The organism is Salinivibrio sp. ES.052, from assembly GCF_900141775.1.
Lineage (GTDB): Bacteria > Pseudomonadota > Gammaproteobacteria > Enterobacterales > Vibrionaceae > Salinivibrio.
On sequence record NZ_FSRI01000003.1, the window covers coordinates 381588 to 404453 of the forward strand.

At 48.3% G+C, this 22866-nt stretch carries 18 protein-coding genes and 1 tRNA gene; 9 read left to right on the top strand and 10 right to left on the bottom strand.

Going from position 1 to position 22866, the window contains the following annotated elements:
• Positions 1-34: 34 nt before the first annotated feature.
• Positions 35-1054: an ABC transporter substrate-binding protein gene (locus tag BUQ98_RS14630; protein WP_371515124.1), complete on the bottom strand. Its 1020-nt coding sequence runs from the start codon at positions 1052-1054 to the stop codon at positions 35-37.
• Between the two features lie 187 nt (positions 1055-1241).
• Here BUQ98_RS14630 and BUQ98_RS14635 point away from each other — a divergent pair, with 187 nt between their 5' ends.
• Positions 1242-1994, top strand: a complete 753-nt coding sequence (locus BUQ98_RS14635; RefSeq protein ID WP_074214529.1) for a PilZ domain-containing protein — start codon at positions 1242-1244, stop codon at positions 1992-1994.
• Positions 1995-2009: 15 nt separating this feature from the next.
• On the opposite strand, the gene BUQ98_RS14640 is transcribed toward BUQ98_RS14635, so the two are convergent.
• The 3 genes from BUQ98_RS14640 to BUQ98_RS14650 form a co-directional block, all read right to left on the bottom strand.
• Entirely contained in the window at positions 2010-3131 is a 1122-nt protein-coding gene (locus BUQ98_RS14640; protein ID WP_074214530.1) for a PQQ-dependent sugar dehydrogenase, read from the bottom strand.
• 13 nt (positions 3132-3144) lie between these two features.
• The gene (locus BUQ98_RS14645) at positions 3145-3384 is read right to left on the bottom strand and encodes a YdcH family protein (protein ID WP_074214531.1); all 240 of its coding nucleotides are present in this window, start codon (positions 3382-3384) and stop codon (positions 3145-3147) included.
• A 63-nt stretch (positions 3385-3447) separates the two neighbouring features.
• Positions 3448-5367, bottom strand: coding sequence for a metallophosphoesterase family protein (locus BUQ98_RS14650; protein ID WP_074214776.1), 1920 nt, complete (start codon positions 5365-5367; stop codon positions 3448-3450).
• A gap of 243 nt (positions 5368-5610) precedes the next feature.
• Between BUQ98_RS14650 and BUQ98_RS14655 the strand changes: the two genes are divergently transcribed.
• Positions 5611-5686, top strand: a tRNA-Asn gene (locus tag BUQ98_RS14655).
• A gap of 565 nt (positions 5687-6251) precedes the next feature.
• Here the strand turns inward: BUQ98_RS14655 and BUQ98_RS14660 are convergent.
• The gene (locus BUQ98_RS14660) at positions 6252-7859 is read right to left on the bottom strand and encodes a peptide ABC transporter substrate-binding protein (RefSeq protein WP_074214532.1); all 1608 of its coding nucleotides are present in this window, start codon (positions 7857-7859) and stop codon (positions 6252-6254) included.
• 324 nt (positions 7860-8183) lie between these two features.
• Between BUQ98_RS14660 and BUQ98_RS14665 the strand changes: the two genes are divergently transcribed.
• Positions 8184-8807 (top strand): glutathione S-transferase family protein, encoded by a 624-nt coding sequence (locus BUQ98_RS14665; RefSeq protein ID WP_074214533.1) that lies wholly within the window; start codon positions 8184-8186, stop codon positions 8805-8807.
• A 21-nt stretch (positions 8808-8828) separates the two neighbouring features.
• Here BUQ98_RS14665 and BUQ98_RS14670 read toward each other — a convergent pair whose 3' ends face one another.
• Together BUQ98_RS14670 and BUQ98_RS14675 are read right to left on the bottom strand one after the other, a co-directional pair.
• Entirely contained in the window at positions 8829-9491 is a 663-nt protein-coding gene (locus tag BUQ98_RS14670) for a glutathione S-transferase (protein ID WP_074214534.1), read from the bottom strand.
• Positions 9492-9579: 88 nt separating this feature from the next.
• Positions 9580-10110, bottom strand: a complete 531-nt coding sequence (locus tag BUQ98_RS14675; protein ID WP_083605316.1) for a hypothetical protein — start codon at positions 10108-10110, stop codon at positions 9580-9582.
• A gap of 194 nt (positions 10111-10304) precedes the next feature.
• Here BUQ98_RS14675 and BUQ98_RS14680 point away from each other — a divergent pair, with 194 nt between their 5' ends.
• Positions 10305-11861, top strand: a complete 1557-nt coding sequence (locus BUQ98_RS14680; RefSeq protein ID WP_074214536.1) for a cryptochrome/photolyase family protein — start codon at positions 10305-10307, stop codon at positions 11859-11861.
• A 53-nt stretch (positions 11862-11914) separates the two neighbouring features.
• On the opposite strand, the gene BUQ98_RS14685 is transcribed toward BUQ98_RS14680, so the two are convergent.
• On the bottom strand, positions 11915-12547 hold the full coding sequence (locus BUQ98_RS14685; RefSeq protein WP_074214777.1) for a YiaD family glycine zipper/OmpA-like lipoprotein: 633 nt from the start codon (positions 12545-12547) through the stop codon (positions 11915-11917).
• A 286-nt stretch (positions 12548-12833) separates the two neighbouring features.
• Here BUQ98_RS14685 and yiaY point away from each other — a divergent pair, with 286 nt between their 5' ends.
• Positions 12834-13982 (top strand): L-threonine dehydrogenase, encoded by a 1149-nt coding sequence (gene yiaY / locus BUQ98_RS14690; RefSeq protein WP_074214537.1) that lies wholly within the window; start codon positions 12834-12836, stop codon positions 13980-13982.
• Positions 13983-14068: 86 nt separating this feature from the next.
• Here yiaY and BUQ98_RS14695 read toward each other — a convergent pair whose 3' ends face one another.
• Together BUQ98_RS14695 and BUQ98_RS14700 are read right to left on the bottom strand one after the other, a co-directional pair.
• Positions 14069-15082 carry a 2-hydroxyacid dehydrogenase gene (locus BUQ98_RS14695; RefSeq protein ID WP_074214538.1) on the bottom strand — a complete coding sequence of 338 codons (1014 nt, stop codon included), beginning with the start codon at positions 15080-15082 and terminating at the stop codon, positions 14069-14071.
• A 167-nt stretch (positions 15083-15249) separates the two neighbouring features.
• Positions 15250-17424 (bottom strand): TonB-dependent receptor domain-containing protein, encoded by a 2175-nt coding sequence (locus tag BUQ98_RS14700; protein WP_074214539.1) that lies wholly within the window; start codon positions 17422-17424, stop codon positions 15250-15252.
• A 154-nt stretch (positions 17425-17578) separates the two neighbouring features.
• Between BUQ98_RS14700 and BUQ98_RS14705 the strand changes: the two genes are divergently transcribed.
• The 4 genes from BUQ98_RS14705 (at position 17579) to glpD (ending at position 22849) form a co-directional block, all read left to right on the top strand.
• Positions 17579-18271 carry a riboflavin synthase subunit alpha gene (locus BUQ98_RS14705; RefSeq protein WP_074214778.1) on the top strand — a complete coding sequence of 231 codons (693 nt, stop codon included), beginning with the start codon at positions 17579-17581 and terminating at the stop codon, positions 18269-18271.
• A 290-nt stretch (positions 18272-18561) separates the two neighbouring features.
• On the top strand, positions 18562-19425 hold the full coding sequence (locus BUQ98_RS14710; RefSeq protein WP_074214540.1) for an MIP/aquaporin family protein: 864 nt from the start codon (positions 18562-18564) through the stop codon (positions 19423-19425).
• Positions 19426-19487: 62 nt separating this feature from the next.
• The gene (gene glpK / locus BUQ98_RS14715) at positions 19488-21011 is read left to right on the top strand and encodes a glycerol kinase GlpK (RefSeq protein ID WP_074214541.1); all 1524 of its coding nucleotides are present in this window, start codon (positions 19488-19490) and stop codon (positions 21009-21011) included.
• Positions 21012-21307: 296 nt separating this feature from the next.
• Entirely contained in the window at positions 21308-22849 is a 1542-nt protein-coding gene (gene glpD, locus BUQ98_RS14720) for a glycerol-3-phosphate dehydrogenase (RefSeq protein ID WP_074214542.1), read from the top strand.
• The last annotated feature ends 17 nt before the right edge of the window (positions 22850-22866 follow it).

Sequence of the window (22866 nt, forward strand, 5' to 3'; positions counted from 1 at the left end):
TACTGCCTCGGCAGCGTCTTTCTTCTGTATCGGGTTATTTAAGAGCGCTTTCAACGCGCTGGACTGTTTCATCATCGACCCACTGATGCCACAGTGAACGATAACGACGTAGAAATTCGTCCGCAGCGATTTCCCCGTCGGCTTGATAGGTATCCATCCAAGCCAACATGTCACTCATCACTTGGTTATCGTATTCTCGGTGCGCAATGTAGTTAAAGGCTGCCGGTGCTTCTTGAGCAAAGGAGGCGGTGGTGAGTGAATGCACTGGTGAAGTCGGAAAGGCGGTGACTCGGGGTGTGCGACAATCCGCTTGGGTGATGCATTGCTTATAGTGTTCAAGATCCACTTCAGCGCCCAAATCGACTTCGACCATGTCATATTTTCCCATCACAGGTGTCGGTGCCCAATAATAACCAAACCAAGGATTTTCGCGATCATTTGCACGTGCAATCGTACCGGCTAGGCCAGCGGCTGAACCGGGATCAACCATTTCAAATCCTGCCTGGTCGAGTTTGAGAGCGTCGAAGATGTGTTTGGCCGAAATCTGGCATGTCCATCCGGCAGGGCAGCCCATGAATGCCGCTTTATCGGGATCTTCTGGGTGCGGGAACAGCTCAGGATGGGCTTTGATACCGTCAATAGTCGCTAGCTCAGGGTGGGCGTCTACCATATATTTAGGTATCCAAAACCCTTCATTGCCACCTTGTGAAAAAGCATCCCCTGCATAGCGGAGCCTTCCCTCTTTTACGCCTTTATCCAACATGGCTTTATGTGAATTGGTCCAAAACTCTGGAGCGATATCAGGTTCGCCTTTTTCAGTCATCGATACCCCGGTAGGCATGGTATCGCCAGGAACTAATGAGGTATCGCAACCATATCCATGTTCAAGAATGAACTGATCGACATGGGCCATCAATGTCGCAGAATTCCAGTTCATATCAGCAATGGTGACATCACCGCATGTGTTAGGTTCATCGGCACTGACGAACTGAGCATAGATCATCAGTGGGCACATGATGAGGGTATAAATAACGGGTTTGATAATGGTGTTCATGACGGATCCTTGGCGATTGAACCTGATTATTAGGGAAAACGTAACATGCTGCTTATATGCGATCTACTCTATAATTAGACGGCTTGAGGATTATTTTTACGCACGGTGTGACCTTAAAAAAAGCAAGCCACGTACTCTTTAAAGTAGAAAAGAAATGAATGTCAGATAATAGCAATAGGGAAATAGCATGGCGCGCCAAAACCAACTTAAATCTATTGAAAAAAATCAAGAAGTTGTCACTCTTAGTGCATCGAAGGCTGCGTTGAAACTGGGATGTGCGGCGCTGGTTCGGGTTCACATCCAAACGCCAACAAAAGGCTTATTTAGGTTCAATGCGGTATTGATTGGTACTGATGGACTACGTTTTTGTTATTTGCAACTTCCCGCATTATCAGTACAACAAAAAGGACAATATTTTTATTCTGGTTATCAGGTCCGTATCCATGGTGTTGCCCCTGACGGGTCGCTTGTCCGTTTTAGCGGAAAAATACAGGGAATGATTGAGGCGCATCATACGCTTTTGGGGATCGAATTGAGCCGAGAAGAGGCCAGTGCGACTCCCCTACGACAAGATAAGCGCTTTAGTGTTGAGCTGTCTGCGTCCTTGACCGTTGATGGAAAGGCAAGCGTACCGGTAACGATACATGATATTTCTGTCGGAGGATGTTTATTGTCGTACCGAGCCGTGGGTTTGCAAATGCACTCAGAAGATATCGCGGTATTGAGCTTGACGGGCATCGCTGCTAATCAAGATCTCGCCATGAGTGGGCAGGTACTGAGTCATCGACGACAAGGTGAACGTTATGTTAGCGGGCTTCGATTCGACGATCGCGCTAAGTCACGCAGTGCGTGGTTAATCACCAATTTAAACTATGATGGAGAACGTTACGGTTTATCGATACCACATAATGATGGTGAATTGACGGCAAGTATTTCTTAACTGCTCTCATAATTATTATTGCGAGGGCGTCAGTTTTAGCAAGCGACCATTTTTTCTATCAGTCAAAAGAAGAATACTGCCGTCATTGGCTTGAATAACATCACGAATGCGGCCAAATTGACCATTTAGCATACGCTCTTCGTGTGTCACCTCACCTTGTTTTATCTCCAGCCGTACTAATAACCCAAACTTTAACGAGCCAAGCAGTAGGTCGCCATGCCACATGGGAAACTGTTTACTGTCAACCATTGTCATGCCTGAAGGCGCGATCGATGGGTCCCAGTAGTACACCGGTTGCTGCATACCGGCTTTTTGTGTCCCTTCTCCGATTTGCGTACCGAGCCCGTAGTTCACGCCATAGGTGATAATGGGCCACCCATAGTTTTTGCCGGACTCGATAATATTTAACTCATCGCCACCTTGTGGGCCGTGTTCATGCGTCCAAATGCGATCGCCATTATTATCGAGCGCGATCCCTTGAATATTACGGTGACCGTAGCTAAATACATGGGGTTGTTTGGTTGGATCATTGTGGAAAGGGTTCGTTTTGGGTACGGTCCCATCATGATTCAGACGGACTAGCGCACCGATATGATCCTCAGGAAACTGTGCGCGATCACGGTGCCCTCGGTCGCCGAGGGTGATGTAAAGGTGTTGTTCGGTGACCAGTAAGCGGCTACCAAAGTGACGGCTCCCATTTCGTTTGGGTAAGGCTCTAAATATCACTTTGCCGTCAATCAGTACATCTTTTGACAGCGTTGCCAGCATGACTTCAGTGCCGGCTTGTTCCTGCTCATTCTCGGCAGCGTAGGACAGATAAATACGATGGGTTGTTGCAAAGTCCGGGGCGAGCGCGATATCGAGTAACCCCCCTTGTCCTTCTTGAAATACGTTTTTTGGGGTGCCTAAAATGGGGACGACTAAACCGTTGGGGGTTAAACGCTTGAGTTGTCCGTCCCGTTCGGTAATCAATATGTCGCCGCCTGGTAACTCGACCATCCCCCAAGGGTGTACAAACCCAGATTTTACGGTTTCAATATGGAGGCGAGTAGCCTCCGTTTCCCGTATTTCAGCCAGTGCCGTGCCCGTGACACTCAACGTGAACAAAAGCAGGCATAACTGAGACGAAATGCGCATAAATACTCTCCACTCAATGAGTAAGCAACTTGTGATACAAGCGGTCTTTGAGGTAAGCGCGTTGTTTCTTCATCGCGGTAAACACATCATCACTGGTTGGAATTTGATTCATCTCTAGGCCACGAATGTGGTGATCTAATTGGTGATAGCGTTGCGCATCAAGTTGAAAGTCGGGGTCATGTTGCTTCAGTTGGTGGATGCGATCCCGGTGTTCAGGAAAGTCAAAGACAAGTGCGTGATTTTCTCCGTGCATAGTGCCTCCTATTACTGGCCTAACCCTTCTAAGGTTAGGCCCACTTTGGCTATCTATCCACGTTTATAGTGAGTCAAATGATGAAGGATGTGACACCGTCGAATGCGACGAGGATTTATCAGGAAAGCACACACGATCACCATTGGCTTTTAACAAAGTGACCGCATTGGGGGAGCCATCATCGTGCAGACGCACAAGACCAACGGCACTGGCATTGACTAAGCGTTTGGGGCCAGGTGTATCCGGATCGCGACGAGCAATGTGCATTCGCTTGCGCTTTGTCAGCCAATTTAAAGGGGAGTAAGGGTGAAATAGCAGTCGATCGCACCACTCACAAACAGCCAACAATGGCTCGGGGAAACGATTTTTGAACCCACTTGCGGTAATTTGCCATAAGTGCGGGCTATTGGCGCGAAAGCGAGTGCGAATATCGTAGGCAAAGGAGTAATGGACGTCCCCTGATAAAATGACATAGTTTGTTGGCGTACGTTGATGCCGAAATATACTTAACAACGTATTTGCGCTGCCTGGATGGGCCATCCAGTTCTCGGCGTCGACGACGGTGGGGATCCCTAACCAAATCGCAATGCGTTGTAATACTTCAATAAACTTGACCCCAAACATGGGGGCGGCAGAGACAATAATGGCACTGTCATGCCTAAGAAGGTCATGCTGGAAGTCCATTAGCGCTTCCCAATCCATCAGGCCTGAAGGCTTATTCATACGTGATTCGGAACGCCAGCGTCGTGTCCGCGTATCAAGCACCACCACATGGGGCGTCGTGGGAACGGTATAATGCCAATGCTCAAAGCGCAGACATAGCTCAACCATCGCCTGGTGTGCCGTTGTTTGTGCGTCGATCTGCCCATCATCAACATGGATGGGTTTATAGGCGCTCTGCTTGGCCACGGTAAGAAAGGCCTTATCAAAATTATCAGGGGCGTTTCCCCAACCTTGGCATAACCAGTAAGCCATGAGACCGTTTCCGATAATACGGCGCGCAAAAGGGTTGAAATAGGCTGCTTGCTCCCACCCAACAGTGATATTCCAATCATCGGTGATGTCGTGGTCGTCAAAGATCATATATGTCGGTAAGTGAGCAAACAGACGTTGTACCTGTACTAATCCGGCCCTAAATTCGGCTAACGTATGCGTCTGTTGCTGATACACGGTGTGTTGATCTTGGGTTAACCCTGCGGGAGGGCGGGACGTTGCGGTATCGGTTAACGTCCAAGGTGTCGGTGACCACACCATCAAGTACATGGCGATATGTTCAGCAAAACTGATTAGATGATTACTGACTGTTTTTGAAGTAAAAATAGGCAATGGCTGGCCGGATAGACGCTCCCACCAGCGACCTTTTTCAGCACTCTGTTTCGGGAGCAATTGATCCCGCCCCATATAACTATCGGGATGGGTGTCCAGTGCACGGCAGTTGGTGATCGGTGCGGCTTCAAAATGTTCGTTTTTCAGTCCGAGAATATGTATCAAGGCACGGATACGTTGCAGCATGGGCGTGGCGACATCGTCTGCATAAATTTGGTCACCGCTCATAATCAGCATATTAGGCCATTGGTCCACGGTGGTATCGGCTAACTGTTGGTCCAGCGTAACCAAGGCATCGTCACAGCGATGATGCGGATGACGGCAAGATCCATGGGCAATATAGTGAGCGTTGGAAGGGATAGTAAAGTGTGGGGCGTGCTCGTTCGCGTACAGTATGTCTGGCATCGTTTCGGCCAGTCCACGATGATCTATCTGTATATCGTAGGTGAGAGGAGTATCCATGGGATATCCCTGTACTGCACGTAGATGATGAAGCACTATCCAAGCGTGCTCGCCAATGCGATACCAATGCCCAGCAGACAACGGCATGGATGCCAGTACGCGATGGTCCTGATACACAGAAACCGTGGCATTAGCCGGTTTGTGTGTCATTACCGACCATAAGGTGACTTCATGTCTTGTGGTGCGGCGTAGCATGGGGCCAGCAATAAATAAGGGGAGAGGTATTTCGTTGCTATCCAATGTGTCACCTTCAGTGAAAGCTAAACTGCGCCAAATGATCTTTGCACTTTTTCATACGAGAGTGCAACGGGAAGCGTTTAATTGTATGATTTGTTGCCTTTTTAGCCATTCAGTCGCGCAGCGGCGGGATTTTTAGAAAAAAGGGTTGCAGCGAGATAATGGATTGCCTATTATCACGCTCGTTGTCGCAAAGACGATTCCCCCATAGTTCAGTTGGTAGAACGGCGGACTGTTAATCCGTATGTCACTGGTTCGAGTCCAGTTGGGGGAGCCAAATTTAGAAAAAGCGCTAGCCGAAAGGCTAGCGTTTTTTTGTTTATACAGAGTGCAGGCCTCACCAAGCCAATTATGCGGTTCATCCATGACTAGTTCCGCTGCGCGGAATATGTCACTGGGCTGGGCGCCCCCGTTGAGTCCAGTTGGGAGAGCCAAATTTAGAAAAAGCGCTAGCCGAAAGGCTGGCGTTTTTTTGTTTATACAGAGTGCAGGCCTCACTAAGCCAATTATGCGGTTCATCCATGACTAGTTCCGCTGCGCGGAATATGTCACTGGGCTGGGCGCCCCCGTTGAGTCCAGTTGGGGGAGCCAAATTTAAAAAAAGCGCTAGCCGAAAGGTTAGCGTTTTTTTGTTTATATCAAGGATACGCCCAGAGAAGCCAAGTGCGCTTCGACATACTGACGGTTCCGCTGCGCGGAATATGTCACTGGGCTAGGCGCCCCCGTTGAGTCCAGTTGGGGGAGCCAAATTTAGAAAAAGCGCTAGCCGAAAGGCTGGCGTTTTTTTGTGGGTCGAATAAAAAACGCCACGCTGTATAGCGTGGCGTTTGCACGTTGAGCAATCAGTTTTTTGTAATGTATAGGTTGCGGGTATAGCGCAGTTTATTAGGGTTCTCAATATTATACCCGCCCACTTTCGGACTTTTAATCACGCTACGGGTATAGAAATACAATGGGATTGCCGGCATATCACGGGCAAAAATACGCTCTGCCTCTTGGTAATAGTCTTTGCGCTTTTCAGGGTCAACAACTGTCAGGGCCTGATCAAGCGCTTTGTCATAATCCTTATTACCCCAACTTGTTTTGTTCATTCCATCACTGCTGAAGTAGCTGAGGAAGGTAGATGCTTCGTTGTAGTCTCCGATCCAACCGTCGCGGGCGACATCAAAGTCTTTTTGTAGGACTTTTTGTAGAAAGGTTTTCCACTCTTGGTTAGCCAAACTTACGTTGACGGGGAGGTGGCGTTTCCACATGGATGTCACCGCCAGCGCCAGTTTTTTGTGGGATTCCATGGTGTTGTAGACCAGCTCAAACTCCAGTGGATTGTCTTGGGTAAAACCGGCTTCTGCCAGCAAGGCTGTGGCTTTCTGGTAACGCTCATCCTGGTTCATTTCCGCCCATGCAAGTTTAGGGGGCTCGAAGTGATTAATGGCTGGCGGTGTGGCGCTATATGCCGGAAGCTGGCCTTGACCAAGAATAATATCGGTAATGATGTTTCTATCGATCGCATAAGATAAAGCCTTACGCACTCGCACATCGTCAAAAGGCGCTTTCTCTGTATTAAACAAATAATAATAAGTGGCCAGAGAAGGCATGGTGATCAGCTCATCAGGGCGCTCTTTTTTTATCTGATCAAAGGCCTCAAGTGGAAAGCTTGAGGTAATGTCAATTTCACCCGTGCGATAACGGTTATATTCTGCATTGATATTATTGGAAGCCACATACGAAGTATTGTTGATCACCGTTTCTTTGTCGTTCCAATAAAGCGGGTTACGCACGAGGTCAATACGCTCATTAATGACCCAGTTGGTGAGATTATAGGCGCCAGAGTTGACCATATTGTCCGGGCGCGTCCAGCTATCACCAAAGGCCTCTAGCGCATGCTGTGGCACCGGATAAGTAGACGAGTGAGTGAGCATATTCGGGAAGTAGGGCGTGCGGCGCTCAAGGGTAAATTCTACCGTGTGATCGTCGATAGCTTTGACGCCAAGCTGCTCAGCGGGTTTTTCACCGTCGGTGATCGCTTTGGCATTTTGGATATTGGCAGTCCCTAGGTACCAGGCATAAGGCGCGCCAGTAACCGGGTCAACCACACGCTGTAGCGTATACACTACATCGTCTGCGGTAATGGGCTCACCGTCAGACCATTTGGCTTTGCGAAGGTGGAAAGTGTAAGTGAGTCCATCTTCACTTATCTCCCAATCTTTCGCTAAGCCAGGTACCACATCCCCATTTGGATTGCGTACCATCAATCCTTCAAACAAATCCGAGATGATTTTATTGCTGGCGGTATCACTGGACTTGGTGGGGTCTAACGTGGGTACTTCCCCCGCGACACCCCAGATCAGGGTTTGATTTTCGGCGAGGGTGACGTCATCAGGAACTTGAGCGGCATAGGCGGAACCACATAAGGCCAGCGCCATCACACTGGCGAGTGCTTTAATTTTCATAATCCTTCCTTGGTTGAGTGTTTTGTTAATAAGTCTTAACAATCAATAGATTAACGTTAATTAAAGGGTAAATAAAATTCTGATGAAAGAAATATGACTCACGTAGGTGATAGCGATGAAAAAGAGCTGGTTTTCATGACAGGACTAAACATTGAGAGAAAAGAAAAAAGCAGTGTAATATTTTGATCTATTGCTCACTTAAGGTGAAGTATTGATGTTTTTGTTGTCTATACCCGATGACTTGCTAAGCACTCAGGATTATGCGAGCCTCAAAGGCGCACCAAAGCAAGGATAATGCTGCAAAGCGTGACAAGGAGAGTGAAAATGAAAGTATATGGGCACCCGCTATCCATCAATGTTCAGAAAGTGATGTGGCTGATTGATGAACTAGATTTAAGCATTAAGCTAGAAGAAGTCGATATCCGCCATAACCATCGTGACGCTCAAGCCATGGCGGAACGCTGTCCGATGCATCAAGTACCCGTGCTCGAAGATGGTCCCAACAGCGTATGGGAGTCGCATACGATATTGCGCTATCTTGTTGCCTGTTACGGCAACAAAATGTGGTATCCAGATTGTGCGTTTCAACGCTCCTCTTATGAACGCTGGATGGATTGGTGTTTATCGTCGTTTCAGCCTGTCATCAAACTCGCACTTTTCTCGCCGACGCTGGCCGAGGATCCAAGCGCTATCTCATCTCGAGAAAAAGCCTTGGATCAGTGTCGCTATGATCTGGAACGTCTTGATGATGTGTTGAGCAATCAAAAATACTTGGCATCTGATCGCATGACGCTCGCGGATGTCGCAGTGGGTAGCTTGATCCATAGCCTCCATGACCATGCCGTTGTGACCTTGCCCGCTCATGTCTCTCGCTGGTATCAACAACTGACTGGGCTGCCAGGTTATCAGCGTTGGGTGATGCAAGCAGACTCTACCCTGCCTGCATAACCAGTACGATTGTTCAGCAGTCTAAAGCGTTTTCAATGGGCCGACCACACATAGGGCGTTTTGGTAGCCGGGCTGCTGTTCTACCTGTTCGAGGTAGCGAAGAATATGGGCATGATGTTGGGCGTCAAGTTGCTTGCGCGCTGCTAACAAAGGAAAGCTCATTTGGATATCGGCAGCGGTCATGTTATCACCGCACAACCATGTGTGTTCGGCCAAATGGTGATTGATCATGGCAAAATGGTCACGCAATTGTGGAGCCAGAAACTGATCGCTGACACCTTTCATTAACTTGCGTGCTAACGGGCGGATAAAGAAGGGCATAGGCGATTCTGGGATTTTACTAAATATCAAAGACATCACTAATGGTGGCATGAGTGAGCCTTCGGCATAGTGCATCCAGTAGCGATATAGGCCCTTTTCTCTTGCTGTCTCTGGCATTAGGGTACCGTCTCCGTAGCTATCCAAAAGATATTCAATGATGGCGCCAGATTCTGCAATCACCATATCCCCGTCTTCAATAATGGGGGCCTTCCCTAAACGGTGTACTTGTTTTAAAGCTTGTGGGGCGAGTTTGGTTTTAGGATCACGTTGATGGCGTACCAGTTGATAAGGAATTGCCAGTGACTCCAATAACCAAACAATGCGCTGAGACCGCGATTGTTCTAGATGATGTAAAGTAATCATATCGGACCATTTTAGACTGTAAGGTAAAAATTAGGCTCGAGAATAACGTACGGATTGAGTAGAGATTCGATCAATAATGGTTGTCAGATCATTGACTAAGTGAGGGAAGTATTTGCCCTTCGATACGAAGGTCAGGGCTAATTTCGCGGATATTTGTCCCTCGAATATATAGGTTGCCACCGACATAGATGTCGTCGGGAATGCTCTCTATGGGTGAATTAGTCAGGTACAGATTTCCTTCAACAAATAAACGGCGTGGTAATTGTGTGAGTGGCGTGTTGACGAGGCTTAAATCACCTCGCACGACCAAGTTAGGAGGGAGGCGGTTAATCGCGGTATTGGTGAGGTTGATATAACCGCCAACTTTCATTCTCGGGAGTTGTCTAATCGCCGTGTTCGCCGCATTAAAATAGCCACCGACATCCAGCCCACGCGGGAGGCGAACGATATCACTGGCTTCAATGTCCAAGTAACCTTTGGTTTTAAACCCAGCGGGGAGGGCGGTAATCGGGGCAAAGCGAAGTTTCACATTACCATAGTTGTCGATATAACCATGAAAACGAAGATCTTGGACAAATTGACTTGCCGGCTCATTCATGGCGCGTGCTGGATCAGCCACTACCATTGCTATTGGGAGTAGAAAAAGCCCGACAAAAAATGCTCTCATCGCATAGCAACCGCATGTGATTATCAATATAGGTTCTAATGTAGAGGGTTTAATCTAAGATTCAAGCAGCCACCAGGGTTAATCATCGAAAATGTGGTTTGCTGCGTAACGCTTTGTAGTATTTTTAGGATGACAACGAGGTGCCAGTGGCAAACAGACACTATTCAACCTTGCGTTTGGTGTTAGGGGATCAGCTCAATGCCAGCCATTCATGGTTTAAACAAACAGACGATAACGTGCTGTATCTGATTGCGGAACTCCGGCAGGAAGCAACGTATGTCAAGCATCATATCCAGAAAGTAAGCGCGTTTTTTGCCGCGATGGCGGCATTTTCCAGCGCGTTGAAACAGGCGGGTCATCATGTTTGTTATATGACCTTGGATGAAACTCAGGACTACCCGGATTTACCGTCGCTCATTGTTGCGCTGTGTGAGCAGCACCAGATCTCGGCGTTTGAGTATCAACGGCCGGATGAATATCGACTTTGGCAACAGCTGTCTGAACTGTCTATCCCAAGTCAGGTGACGGTTGGGTGTGTGGATACGGAACATTTTTTATTGCCTTATGAGCAAATTTCTTCACAGTTCACCCCGAACAAGCACCGTAAGATGGAATATTTCTATCGTGACATGCGGCGCCAGTTTGGTGTACTGATGGACGGAGACTCGCCAGAGGGAGGACGTTGGAATTACGATCAAGACAATCGCAACAAGCTAAAAAAAAGCGACGTAGACACCATCCCGGCACCTCTTATCTTCACCAACGATGTGAGGGATATCTTAACGCGTATTGAACGCCATCAGCTTGCCACGATCGGTGAGCCTATGCCGGATCTACTCTGGCCGATAACGCGCTCGCAAGCCAAAGCCTTGTTGGAGCATTTTTGTCGTCACTGCCTTCCCTTATTTGGTCAATTTCAAGACGCAATGACCGGACGTAGCGAGCACCAGTGGAGCCTCTATCATAGCCGTTTATCATTTGCGTTGAATGCAAAGCTGCTGCATCCCATGCAGGTTATCACGGCGGCGATTGAGCACTTCCGCGAGAGCGAAACTGTCAACTTGGCCCAGATAGAGGGGTTTGTGCGTCAAATATTAGGCTGGCGGGAATACATACGCGGCGTGTATTGGACAAATATGCCCGCTTATGCGCAGACAAATGCTTTGGCCGCAGATCGGCAACTCCCCGGTTACTTTTGGGACGGTGACACCAAGATGCGGTGTATGTCTCAAGCGATCACCCAATCGTTGCAAACAGCGTATGCGCATCATATTCAACGGTTGATGGTGACCGGTAATTTTTGTTTGCTCGCTGGTATTGAACCGGATGCAGTCGATGACTGGTACTTGGCGATTTATATCGATGCGATCGAATGGGTTGAGATGCCCAACACGCGAGGAATGACCCAGTTTGCTGATAATGGCCTCGTAGGAACTAAACCTTACGCCGCCAGTGGTGCGTATATCAATCGTATGAGTGATTATTGCAGCGATTGCCATTATTCGGTGAAAGAAAAAGTGGGGGAACAAGCTTGCCCGTTAAATGCCCTCTATTGGCACTTTATGCAGCGTCATCGAGACACCTTTGGCCGCAACCCTAGAATGGCAATGCCATATCGGAACTGGGATAAAATGGAAGACACCCAGCGCCAAGCGATCATCGCTCACGCCGATGGCTTACTTGACGATCTTGATAGCCTGTAAAGCCGATGTGAATAGATCGGTGCGCGTGATGTCACGCGCACCGATTCATCTTGTTATTGTGTATTGGGGACCACTTGGATTTCGACACGGCGATTCAATGCACGGTTTGAGGCACTATTATTGGCCACCAGTGGGCGCGTCTCGCCAAATCCAGAGGTATAGAGGCGTGCACTATCAATAGACTGGCTAGCCAGATACCGCTTAACACTCATCGCTCGTCGCTCAGACAGGCCTTGGTTATATGAGGCCGCACCGGTGTTATCGGTATGGCCCTCAATACTTAAAAAGGTTTTGTCGTATTTGCGCATCACTTTGGAAACGGCATTGAGGGTGGGGTAAAAGTCTGAGGCAATGGCGTCTTGGTCAAGTCCAAATGTGATGTTCGATGGCATGATCAAACGAATGTTGTCACCTTCACGCACAACCTGAATGCCGGAGCCTGCCAACTCTTGGCGAAAAGCTTGCTCCTGTTGATCCATATAGTTGCCGACTGCAGCCCCCCCAATGGCACCAATAGCCGCACCGATAAAGGCACGTTTACTCTTATGATTTGACGTGGATTTACCTGCAATAGCCCCTGTTATGGCTCCAATCGTCGCCCCTTTTTGGGCATTGGACATCGATTCACATCCCGTCAACGCCAGTGAGGCTGTTAAAACCGCCACGGCGGTAAGTTTACATTTCATTCCCATTGTTTTCTCTCTATCACGAGTGAGTGACCACGATAATCTATCGCACTTTAGACAGTGTTCTTCAAGAAAGTGTCAAAAAATGATTGATGGCTGATGTTTTAAACATAACTCACTTGGTCGCAGACGTAACTCTCAGTTTTGTCTTTTTTCTTGTCATCCTGGCAAGCTCATTGCGCTGGATCAAAATGTGACGAGCAAAGCACGTGTTACAAAAAGGCATCAAAGGGGAGCGTCTCTAATGCGTAAGCCTCTATTATCCCTACAAAAGGAGCTAATGATCATGTCGAGCACTTTCTTTATCCCTGCCGTCAACCTTATGGGCGCAGGTTGCCTTTCAGAAGCCGCAGACGCGATTCAGTCTCATGGATTCAAAAAAGCGTTAATCGTGACTGATAAAGTCCTCAATCAAATTGGTGTAGTAAAACAAATTGCTGCGTTGCTTGATAGCCGACAGGTTGACTCTGTGGTCTATGATGGAACGCAGCCAAACCCCACCACAGAAAATGTGGCTCGAGGTTTAGCGCATTTACAAGAGAACCAGTGCGATTGTGTCATTTCTTTGGGCGGTGGTTCGCCACATGATTGTGCCAAAGGGATTGCTTTGGTGGCGGCGAATGGTGGCTACATTGGTGACTATGAAGGTGTTGATCAATCCGCTAAACCGCAACTGCCATTAATTGCGATCAACACAACCGCAGGTACTGCGTCTGAAATGACCCGTTTTTGCATCATTACAGATGAAGCGCGTCATATCAAAATGGCGATCGTGGACAAACATACTACGCCAATTATCTCGGTCAACGATCCGGAGTTAATGCTTGCTAAGCCTGCGGCATTGACGGCAGCCACTGGCATGGATGCGTTAACCCACGCGATTGAGGCCTACGTATCGACCGCGGCGACCCCTATCACCGACGCGGTTGCGTTAAAAGCGATGACGCTCATTCAAGATCATCTCCGTACGGCGGTTGCCGATGGGCAAAACATTGAAGCGCGTGAGCAAATGGCCTACGCCCAATTTATGGCGGGCATGGCGTTTAACAACGCCTCGTTGGGCTATGTGCATGCCATGGCTCATCAGCTCGGAGGCTTTTATGATTTACCTCACGGTGTGTGTAACGCAATATTGCTACCGCATGTCCAGCGCTACAACGCGCAGGTATGCGCAAGTCGTCTTCGTGATGTAGCCACTGCAATGGGCGTTGATACAGAAAGTATGACGGATGAAGAGGGTGCGAAAGCCGCTATCCAAGCCATTCAGTCGCTCTCAACGGACGTGGGTATTCCCGCGGGCTTGAATGAATTAGGCGCCAAGCAAGAAGATATTGACGTATTGACAGAAAATGCCTTAAAAGATGCGTGTGGTTTCACTAACCCTAAACAAGCAACACACGACGAAATTGCCAAGATTTTCATGGAAGCAATGTAACACTGATACAAAGTGCGTCATTCACTAATGAAACAGGCCTGAGTCATCAGGCCTGTTTTCTTTAGAAGACCGCGACACTGTCTTTATCAATCACTACGATCTTCGACTTCTGTGATTTGGTTCTGGCAGGCCTGACCACGCAATACGGTTTGAATGTTCTCTAATGTCGTTTGGGTGATATTGTTGAGTGCTTCTTTAGTCAGGAATGCTTGATGCCCAGTAAAAAGCACGTTATGACACGCGGATAATCGACGGAAGACATCGTCTTTAATGACATCATTCGATTTATCCTGGAAGAAGAGATCACGCTCATTATCATAGACATCCAAACCTAATGCGCCAATACGTCCTTGCTTGAGTGCCTCAATGGCGGCAACGGAGTCGAGTAACTCGCCACGGCTAGTGTTGATCACCATTACACCGTCTTTCATTTGCTCGAAGGCATGTTTGCTGAGTAAATGATAGTTCTCTTTCGACATCGGGCAATGCAGCGAAATCACATCACTGTGTGCATAAAGTGTTTCTTTTGACACGTACTCGGCACCCAGTTCAAGAGCTTGTGGATTCTGATAGGGATCGTGGCAGAGCAAACGCATACCAAGGCCGTTGAGAATGCGCATGGTGGCGACCCCAATCTTTCCTGTCCCAATAATTCCCGCCGTTTTGCCATGAAAGTTGAACCCGACCAAGCCATCTAGCTCAAAATTCGCCTCACGGGTACGTTGATAGGCTTTATGAAAGCGACGATTTAGACACATCATCATGCCGACAGTGTGCTCAGCAACCGATTCGGGCGAGTAGGCTGGGACGCGCACGACGGTTATACCGAGCGACTTAGCCGCCTCAAGATCGACACGATCGTAACCGGCACACCGCAAAGCGACCAGATAAATCCCGGCGTCGGCCAGAATTTCTAGCACGGGGCGAGAGAGATCGTCGTTAACAAAAGCACAAATCGCGGCTGCGCCTTGTGCCATCTTGGCGGTCTTTTCGGTTAATTGGAAATCGTGAAACTCAAAGACGTAATCAAACGCAGTGTTCACATAAGAGAAGGCGGCCTTGTCATAAGATTGGGCGCTAAATACGGCAATGGTCGTCATTAAATAGCCTCCGAGTCAGTCGGGGAGGTGAATGAGTGATATCAATAACGTGATTTCGAACCAAAATAAACCATGAAGTTTATCGGGGTAATGGTACTGGTTGCCACACAAAATGATAAAGCCGAACGTTTATCCGGCTTGAATCATGCAATATCGCGGGGCATTCGTTAGAAATGGACGGTAGCGTTAATGCGCACATCTCGGCCAGCAGCGGGTACACCCGCAGACAGGTAGGGCGTGTAATATTGATCAGTGAGGTTGACGATAGTGGCACGTAACGCAAAATTATCGCTAGGTTTCCATTCACCATAGAGGTTTTGAAAGAAGTAGGATTGGCTAGCTACATTGGCGGTATGTAACGACGGCTCTTCTGGGACGCGATCTTGCTCATCCCAGTATTGACCTTGCCAAGCGACTTGAATCGTATCAGTCAGTTGACGACCCACCCCTACGATTGCACTTAATGGCGGGTTTTCATACCAATATTCGTCGTCGCCAGTACTATCGCGTAACGAACCTTTATGTTTACCACGCACCATAGAGACAGACGCATCGGAAAACCAATCGTTGAGGCGATATTGTACCTGTGCATCAAAGCCGTAGGTATAAAGACCGTCTAAGTTGGTGTAGTAGCCCTGTTTTTGTTTTGTCGCGTTTACCCCACGGCGCTGGGCAACGTCATCGATGACATCGTTCCAAAATAGCGTCACCTCTGTGGCGAGGTGATCGCCGTCTGTTAACACATGCTGGCGCTTATCAGACAGCCCCAATAAATAGGCATGAATGCGAGTAATGGAAAGATCACGACTGGATGAAGCCCGCTTGGAAGCTCTTGCATACTGAACGGTATAGAGTTCATCGATCGTTGGCGCTTTTAAGCCATAGGCGTAAGCCGCTTTAATTTGCGTTGACGGAGTCACATCGTAGGTCAGTGCGATACGCGGCTCCCAACCTTGATGAGTCACCGCACTGTAATCGTGACCAACCGACGGATCGTTATAATCGGGTGCTGTGTTGGGCACACCTTGTGAACGAATATGGTTATAGCGCAGTGAGGCGGTGAGCTCGAGATCTGGGGTCATAAAGTATGTATCTTGGACAAACACACTGCTTGTCCGCTGTTCGCCAGATGGCTCAAAGTACGGTGTAAAGTAGCCGTAGTTTTTCTCGGGTTTTTCCCGATATGTGTGGTTGTAAACGTGTGAATCTCGGTTTTGGTCTTGATATTGTGCGCCGATCATTATCTCATGATCACCAACGTGGCTAGTGTTGGTGATCTCGGCAAACCAACGCTCATAAGATAACCACACTTGATGACCATATTGGCCCGATGTGATGTAAGACTGATAAGTACTGTCCGGACGCTCCCAATAGCGATGATTCTGTGAGTGCGCAATGACCATACTGGTATCGATATAGTCATTAAACGGTTGGTAGTGATAATTCAGGGTGCTGGTATATTCGCGATAATGATTATCGACCGACGCAGCAAAGAGTGCGGCCTCGTAGCTGCCGTATTTCTTGATTTTATAATCTGACACTGAGGGCATGGCACCGCGGCGGTTTGCCCATGGTTTTCGCCCCTGATCATCATAGCGAGTATGGCTGAGCATCATATTGTGCGCGCCAGATTGGTAACGAATTTTACCTAGTAAACTGTGTTGGCGATAGCCAGAAAAATCAAAATTATCCCCGTTACCCAGCTCAATATCTTCGGCGTCACGTCGTGAGCCGTGTAACAACACTGACCACCCAGAGTCAGACGCACCATAGGTGGTGACACTGCGTTTCCATTGTTGGTTCACACTGTTGAACCCTGCTTGAGCCATGGCCCCAATTGACGCATCCGCATCAAGAAAGTCAGCGGCTTCTTTTGTTTCCATGACAAAACTACCGGCAAAGGCACCCACACTGGCCCGAACGTTATGATCGCCTTTTATCACACGCACTGAACGTAGCAATTGAGGATCGAGAAAAAAGCTACCATAGCGATATTGTTGAAACCCGACGGGCGCACCATCAACACGGATCGAGAGCGCGGAAGGGTGTGAGAATCCCCAGACATTAATGCGTTCGCTACCCGGACGCGCGCCACCATCAAGCGATACGCCCGGCATTTTCATCACCAGTTCACCGATGTTGTGGGCTTGTTCGCGTTGAATATCATCCAGCTCTAACGTGGACTTTCCCGGAGAAATTAGGGTGATAGGGCGCTTTAACTGTTCGCCTTGTACTTTAACCGTTTCAATGTCGCTGGGCGAGGAACTTGCATTAGCACTGACGGTATGGGCACTAACGGAAAGCGCCGCCAAAATGATAAAGCGTAAAAAAGAGGATTGCATGCTCATAATACTTTACTGACGCATAAAAGCGCGCACTATACGCCGAAATCCCCATCTCCGCAATGCTAATGATATTGATTATCAATTAATGGTTAAGGTGGTGAATATGCGAGCTTCGCAGTATGATGAGTCAAAATTGATAACAGGAACGGCTATGTTTACCGGAATTATTCAGGCGGTAGCAACCATTGAAGACTGCCGCGATCATGGTGGATTGAGAACCTTTGATATCCGCTTTCCCGACGGATTTTGTGAAGGCCTCGAGGTGGGTGCTAGCGTCGCGATTGATGGCGTGTGCTTAACCGTCACCAAGCGACTTGAAGAGACGCTAGTACGTTTTGATGTGATGTTGCAAAGCTTAGCGATCACCACATTAAACATGGTTGAACGCGGTAATACTGTGAATGCGGAGCGCGCTGCCAAAGATGGTGCGGAAATCGGCGGGCATCCGCTATCGGGTCATGTTGATTGCCGAGTCACAGTGGCAGATATATTGATTCAAGAGGAAAACTGCCGTTTGCGCTTTTCCGTGTCTCCTGAATGGATGCGTTATATTTTCTCGAAAGGGTATATTGCCATCAATGGTGCCAGTTTGACGATCGCTGAGGTCGACAAACGACAGGGCTGGTTTGATGTTTGGTTAATCCCGGAAACTCGCCGCATGACGACTTTTTCCGAGAAGCAGGTGGATGATGAAGTTAACATTGAAATCGAGCGCCAAACGCAAGTGATGGTGGATACCGTCCGTGATACCTTGAATGAAAAACTTGGACCATTATTGCCCGTACTCGAAGCGCTGGCGGAAGAAAAAGGCATCGATCTCGATGCATTAGTCGTTCGGCGATAGAGGAAAAGAATCAATCAGTGAGAAGGAGAGCCAATGCTCTCCTTTTCTTTTGATGAGATGTTGACCGTTTTTACGTGGCGTTAACGTTACACACTCCTCCGATCTGCTCAAATTGTGCGCGAACTTGCTCAAATGATGATGTGCTTAACAAAATTGTCAGCAACAATTCACTGTTATATGCTCGAACGCTCATTTTTGTTGTGAGTTTGTTTTCGAGATGCTGTGATTATGCAAAATGGTAGTGTGGTTTTGAACGTGTAACCCTACTAACAGTGACAAGGATAATCATCATGAACAAAAAAGCGTCGACCTTATTAGGAGAGTGCGTCGCCGAGTTTATCGGGACGGGCTTGCTCATCTTCTTTGGTGTGGGCTGTGTCGCCGCCCTGGTACTGACAGGCGCCGACTTCGGCCAATGGGAAATCAGTATTATCTGGGGTTTGGGTGTGGCCATTGCCATTTATTGTACGGCTGGCGTATCGGGTGCGCACATTAACCCTGCCGTCACCATCGCACTGGCTGCCTTTCATGGCTTTGAAAAAAGCAAAGTTGTTCCTTATATCGTTTCACAAATGCTCGGTGCATTTGCCTCAGCGGCACTTGTCTACAGCCTTTATAGCAACCTATTCGTCGAGTATGAACTGGCCAATAACATCGTGCGCAGCAGCCCTGAAGCGTTAGCGACTGCGGGTATTTTCTCTACGTATGCGCATTCAGCGCTTTCTTTCATGGGAGCGATGGCGGTCGAATTCGTCATTACCGCAGTACTGATGTTCGGTATTTTGGCGTTGGGTGATGAGAACAATGGCGCCGAACGTGGCCCGATGAACCCACTACTTATTGGTATTTTGATTGCGGTCATCGGTGGTTCTTTAGGCCCTCTGACTGGGTTTGCGATGAACCCAGCGCGTGATTTTGGCCCTAAATTGTTTGCTTTCTTTGCCGGCTGGGATTACGCACTGACTGGCGCGCGTGATATTCCTTACTTCATCGTTCCGATTGTTGCCCCTATTTTGGGTGCATGCTTTGGTGGATGGTTGTATCCGAAAGCCATTGCTCCTTATCTGCCACAGGCTGGCCACGGTTGTACCATCCCTAACCAGTGCGACGATGATGAGCTGGCTGAAACAGAGACACGTGAAGTTAACGCATAAGTAAGATTGGCGCGCAATAACGCCACAACGACTAAAATAAAAGAGATAGAAGGAACCCTATTATGTCTGTGCATAAATACATCGTTGCTTTGGATCAAGGTACCACCAGTTCACGCGCCGTCGTCATGGATCATGACGCCAATATTGTGGGTGTCTCTCAGCGAGAATTCACTCAGATTTACCCGCAAGCCGGTTGGGTCGAGCACGATCCAATGGAAATCTATGCAACACAAAGCTCAACATTGGTCGAAGTTCTGGGTAAAACCGGTATTCGTAGCGATGAAATTGCAGGGATCGGCATCACCAATCAGCGTGAAACAACGGTGGTTTGGAACAAAGAAACAGGAAAGCCCGTTTATAATGCCATCGTTTGGCAATGTCGTCGTACCGCTGATATTTGTGATGATTTACGTGAACGTGGGTTGACGTCATATGTTCGCGATAATACGGGGCTGGTTCTTGATCCTTACTTCTCAGGGACAAAAGTAAAGTGGATTTTGGACAACGTAGAAGGGGCACGTGAAGACGCAGAGGCTGGCAAGCTGCTGTTCGGTACCGTCGATACTTGGCTAGTGTGGAAGATGACGCAAGGCCGTGTTCACGTCACTGATTATACCAATGCCTCACGGACGATGTTGTTTAATATCAACGATATGTGCTGGGACCAGAAAATGCTTGATGAGCTCGGCATTCCTGCTTCTATGCTCCCTGAAGTACGCCGCTCCTCTGAAGTCTATGGCCAAACTAACATTGGCGGTAAAGGTGGGACACGTATTCCAATTGCTGGGATTGCGGGCGACCAACAGGCAGCATTATTTGGCCAAATGTGTGTTGAAGCCGGACAAGCGAAAAACACTTATGGCACTGGGTGCTTCTTGCTCATGAATACGGGTCAAGAAAAAGTCACCTCTAGTCATGGTTTGCTGACAACGATCGGTTGTGGACCACAGGGCGAACCTTCTTACGCGCTGGAGGGGGCAGTCTTTATGGGTGGCGCCTCTATCCAGTGGCTACGAGATGAGCTCAAAGTGCTCGAAGACGCGCATGATTCTGAGTATTTTGCGACCAAAGTGGATACGTCCAATGGCGTGTATGTAGTACCAGCCTTTACCGGATTAGGTGCACCTTATTGGGATGCGTATGCCCGTGGAACCATTGTTGGGTTAACACGTGGCGTTAACTCAAACCACATTATTCGAGCAACCTTAGAAGGCATTGCGTATCAAACCCGTGACGTGTTGGATGCTATGCAAGCGGACTCTGGCATTAAATTGGCAGCGCTGCGTGTTGACGGGGGAGCTGTGGCCAATGATTTCTTGATGCAGTTCCAGGCGGATGTCCTCGATACGAAAGTACACCGTCCAGAGGTCACCGAAGTCACCGCGCTCGGAGCGGGTTACTTGGCTGGGATGGCTGTTGGATTCTGGGACGGGCTGGATGAACTCAAAGACAAAGCTAAACTTAATCGTAGCTTTGAACCTCACCAAGATGAAGAAAAACGTAACCGCCGTTATCGTGGCTGGAAGCGTGCGGTGAAATGTGCTCAAGCATGGGCACAGCTTCATGATGAGGAAGAAGAACTTTAAAGTTTCTTGGTGACATTCCACTCTCTAAAGGCGCGTTTTCGCGCCTTTTTTTATGCCTTCTCGCGTGGCGACTGATTGTGCTCTTTGGAGCACGATTCAACCCTGGATGACCCTCGATTACGTTTATACCGGCTGAACAGTTCACAACGTACGCATTTTAATAACACTTATTCTACACTTGTCACACTCGATAATAAATTTTCGAACATTAATAGTGACCGAAAACGAAAGTTGATATACAGTTATCCTCATCAATAAATGTTCGTTCGCTCATATTTGAACAAGGTCGGCTAATAATGACTACGCATAATACTCATCAAGACGCACTCCTCGACATCTTAGTGGTTGGGGGCGGCATCAACGGTGCAGGCATCGCTGCAGATGCGGCGGGGCGTGGACTGAATGTTGGATTGTACGATGCTAAAGATTTCGCATCGGCAACCTCGTCAGCGAGCTCTAAGCTCATTCATGGTGGACTACGCTATCTTGAGCATTATGAGTTTCGTCTTGTCTCGGAGGCGCTGGCTGAGCGCGAAGTGTTAATTAACAAAGCGCCACACATTGCTTTCCCCATGCGATTCCGGTTGCCGCATCGATCTTATCTGCGCCCCGCATGGATGATCCGCTGTGGCTTATTCTTATATGATCACTTGGGTAAACGCTCTACCTTGCCGAGCAGCCATAAAGTTGATCTCCGTAAAACCGGCTACATGAAAAAAGAAATGAAGATCGGTTTTGAGTACTCTGATGCGTGGGTGGATGATGCGCGTCTAACACTGCTTAACGCTCAGTTCACTAAAGAGAAAGGCGGTGAAGTCCGTAACTATTGCAAAGTCGTCACGGCGGAGCGTGAAAATACTATCTGGCGTGTAACCTTGGAAGACGCACACACGGGTGAGCGCTTTGAGCGTAAAACGAAGGCTTTGGTCAATGCAACCGGGCCTTGGGTGAAACAATTTTACGATGATAGCCTTCACGAAAAATCACCGCGCGGTATTCGTATGATCAAAGGCTCACATATTGTTGTGCCACGCATTCACCAAGATCCGCAAGCGTATATTTTACAGAATAACGATGGACGCATCGTGTTTGTGATCCCGTATCTTGACAAGTTTTCGCTGATTGGGACCACAGATGTTGAGCACAAAGCGGATCCGCGTGCGGCCAAAATTGATGATGCCGAAATTGATTACTTGGTGGATGTCGTGAATCAGCACTTTACCCATCAAATCCAATCGTCCGACGTGGTATGGAGCTACAGTGGTGTTCGCCCATTATGTGATGATGAGTCCGATTCGCCACAAGCGATGACCCGCGACTATACGATCGAACTGGAGCAACAGGGAAATCAGGCACCACTTGTCTCTATTTTCGGAGGTAAACTCACTACGTACCGGAAACTCGCAGAGTCAGCGATGCGTAAACTGGAACCATTCTTTTCCAATATGGGTCAACCTTGGACCGCGAATGGTACTTTGCCGGGTGGTGACTTTAGCTGTACCCGTGACGATTTAGCGGCTTCAATAAAACAACGTTATCCGTGGCTGGGTAACGACACGGCACAACGGTTTGTTGATACCTATGGCACGCGCACGCACTTATTAATGAAAGGGTGTGCCAATGAAGCTGGCATGGGACACCAGTTTGCTGATGGGGTGTATCAAATCGAGATTAACCATTTGATCCAGAATGAGTTTGTTCAGCATGTCGAGGATGCGTTATGGCGTCGTACCAAGCTCGGTCTATATTTGACAAAGGAGCAATCCGACGCGATCGGGCACTATATTGAACAACAACGTGTGCGTGTACACGCATTACCGCTTAGCGAAGCGAGCTAAACAGAGAAAGAGCGCCG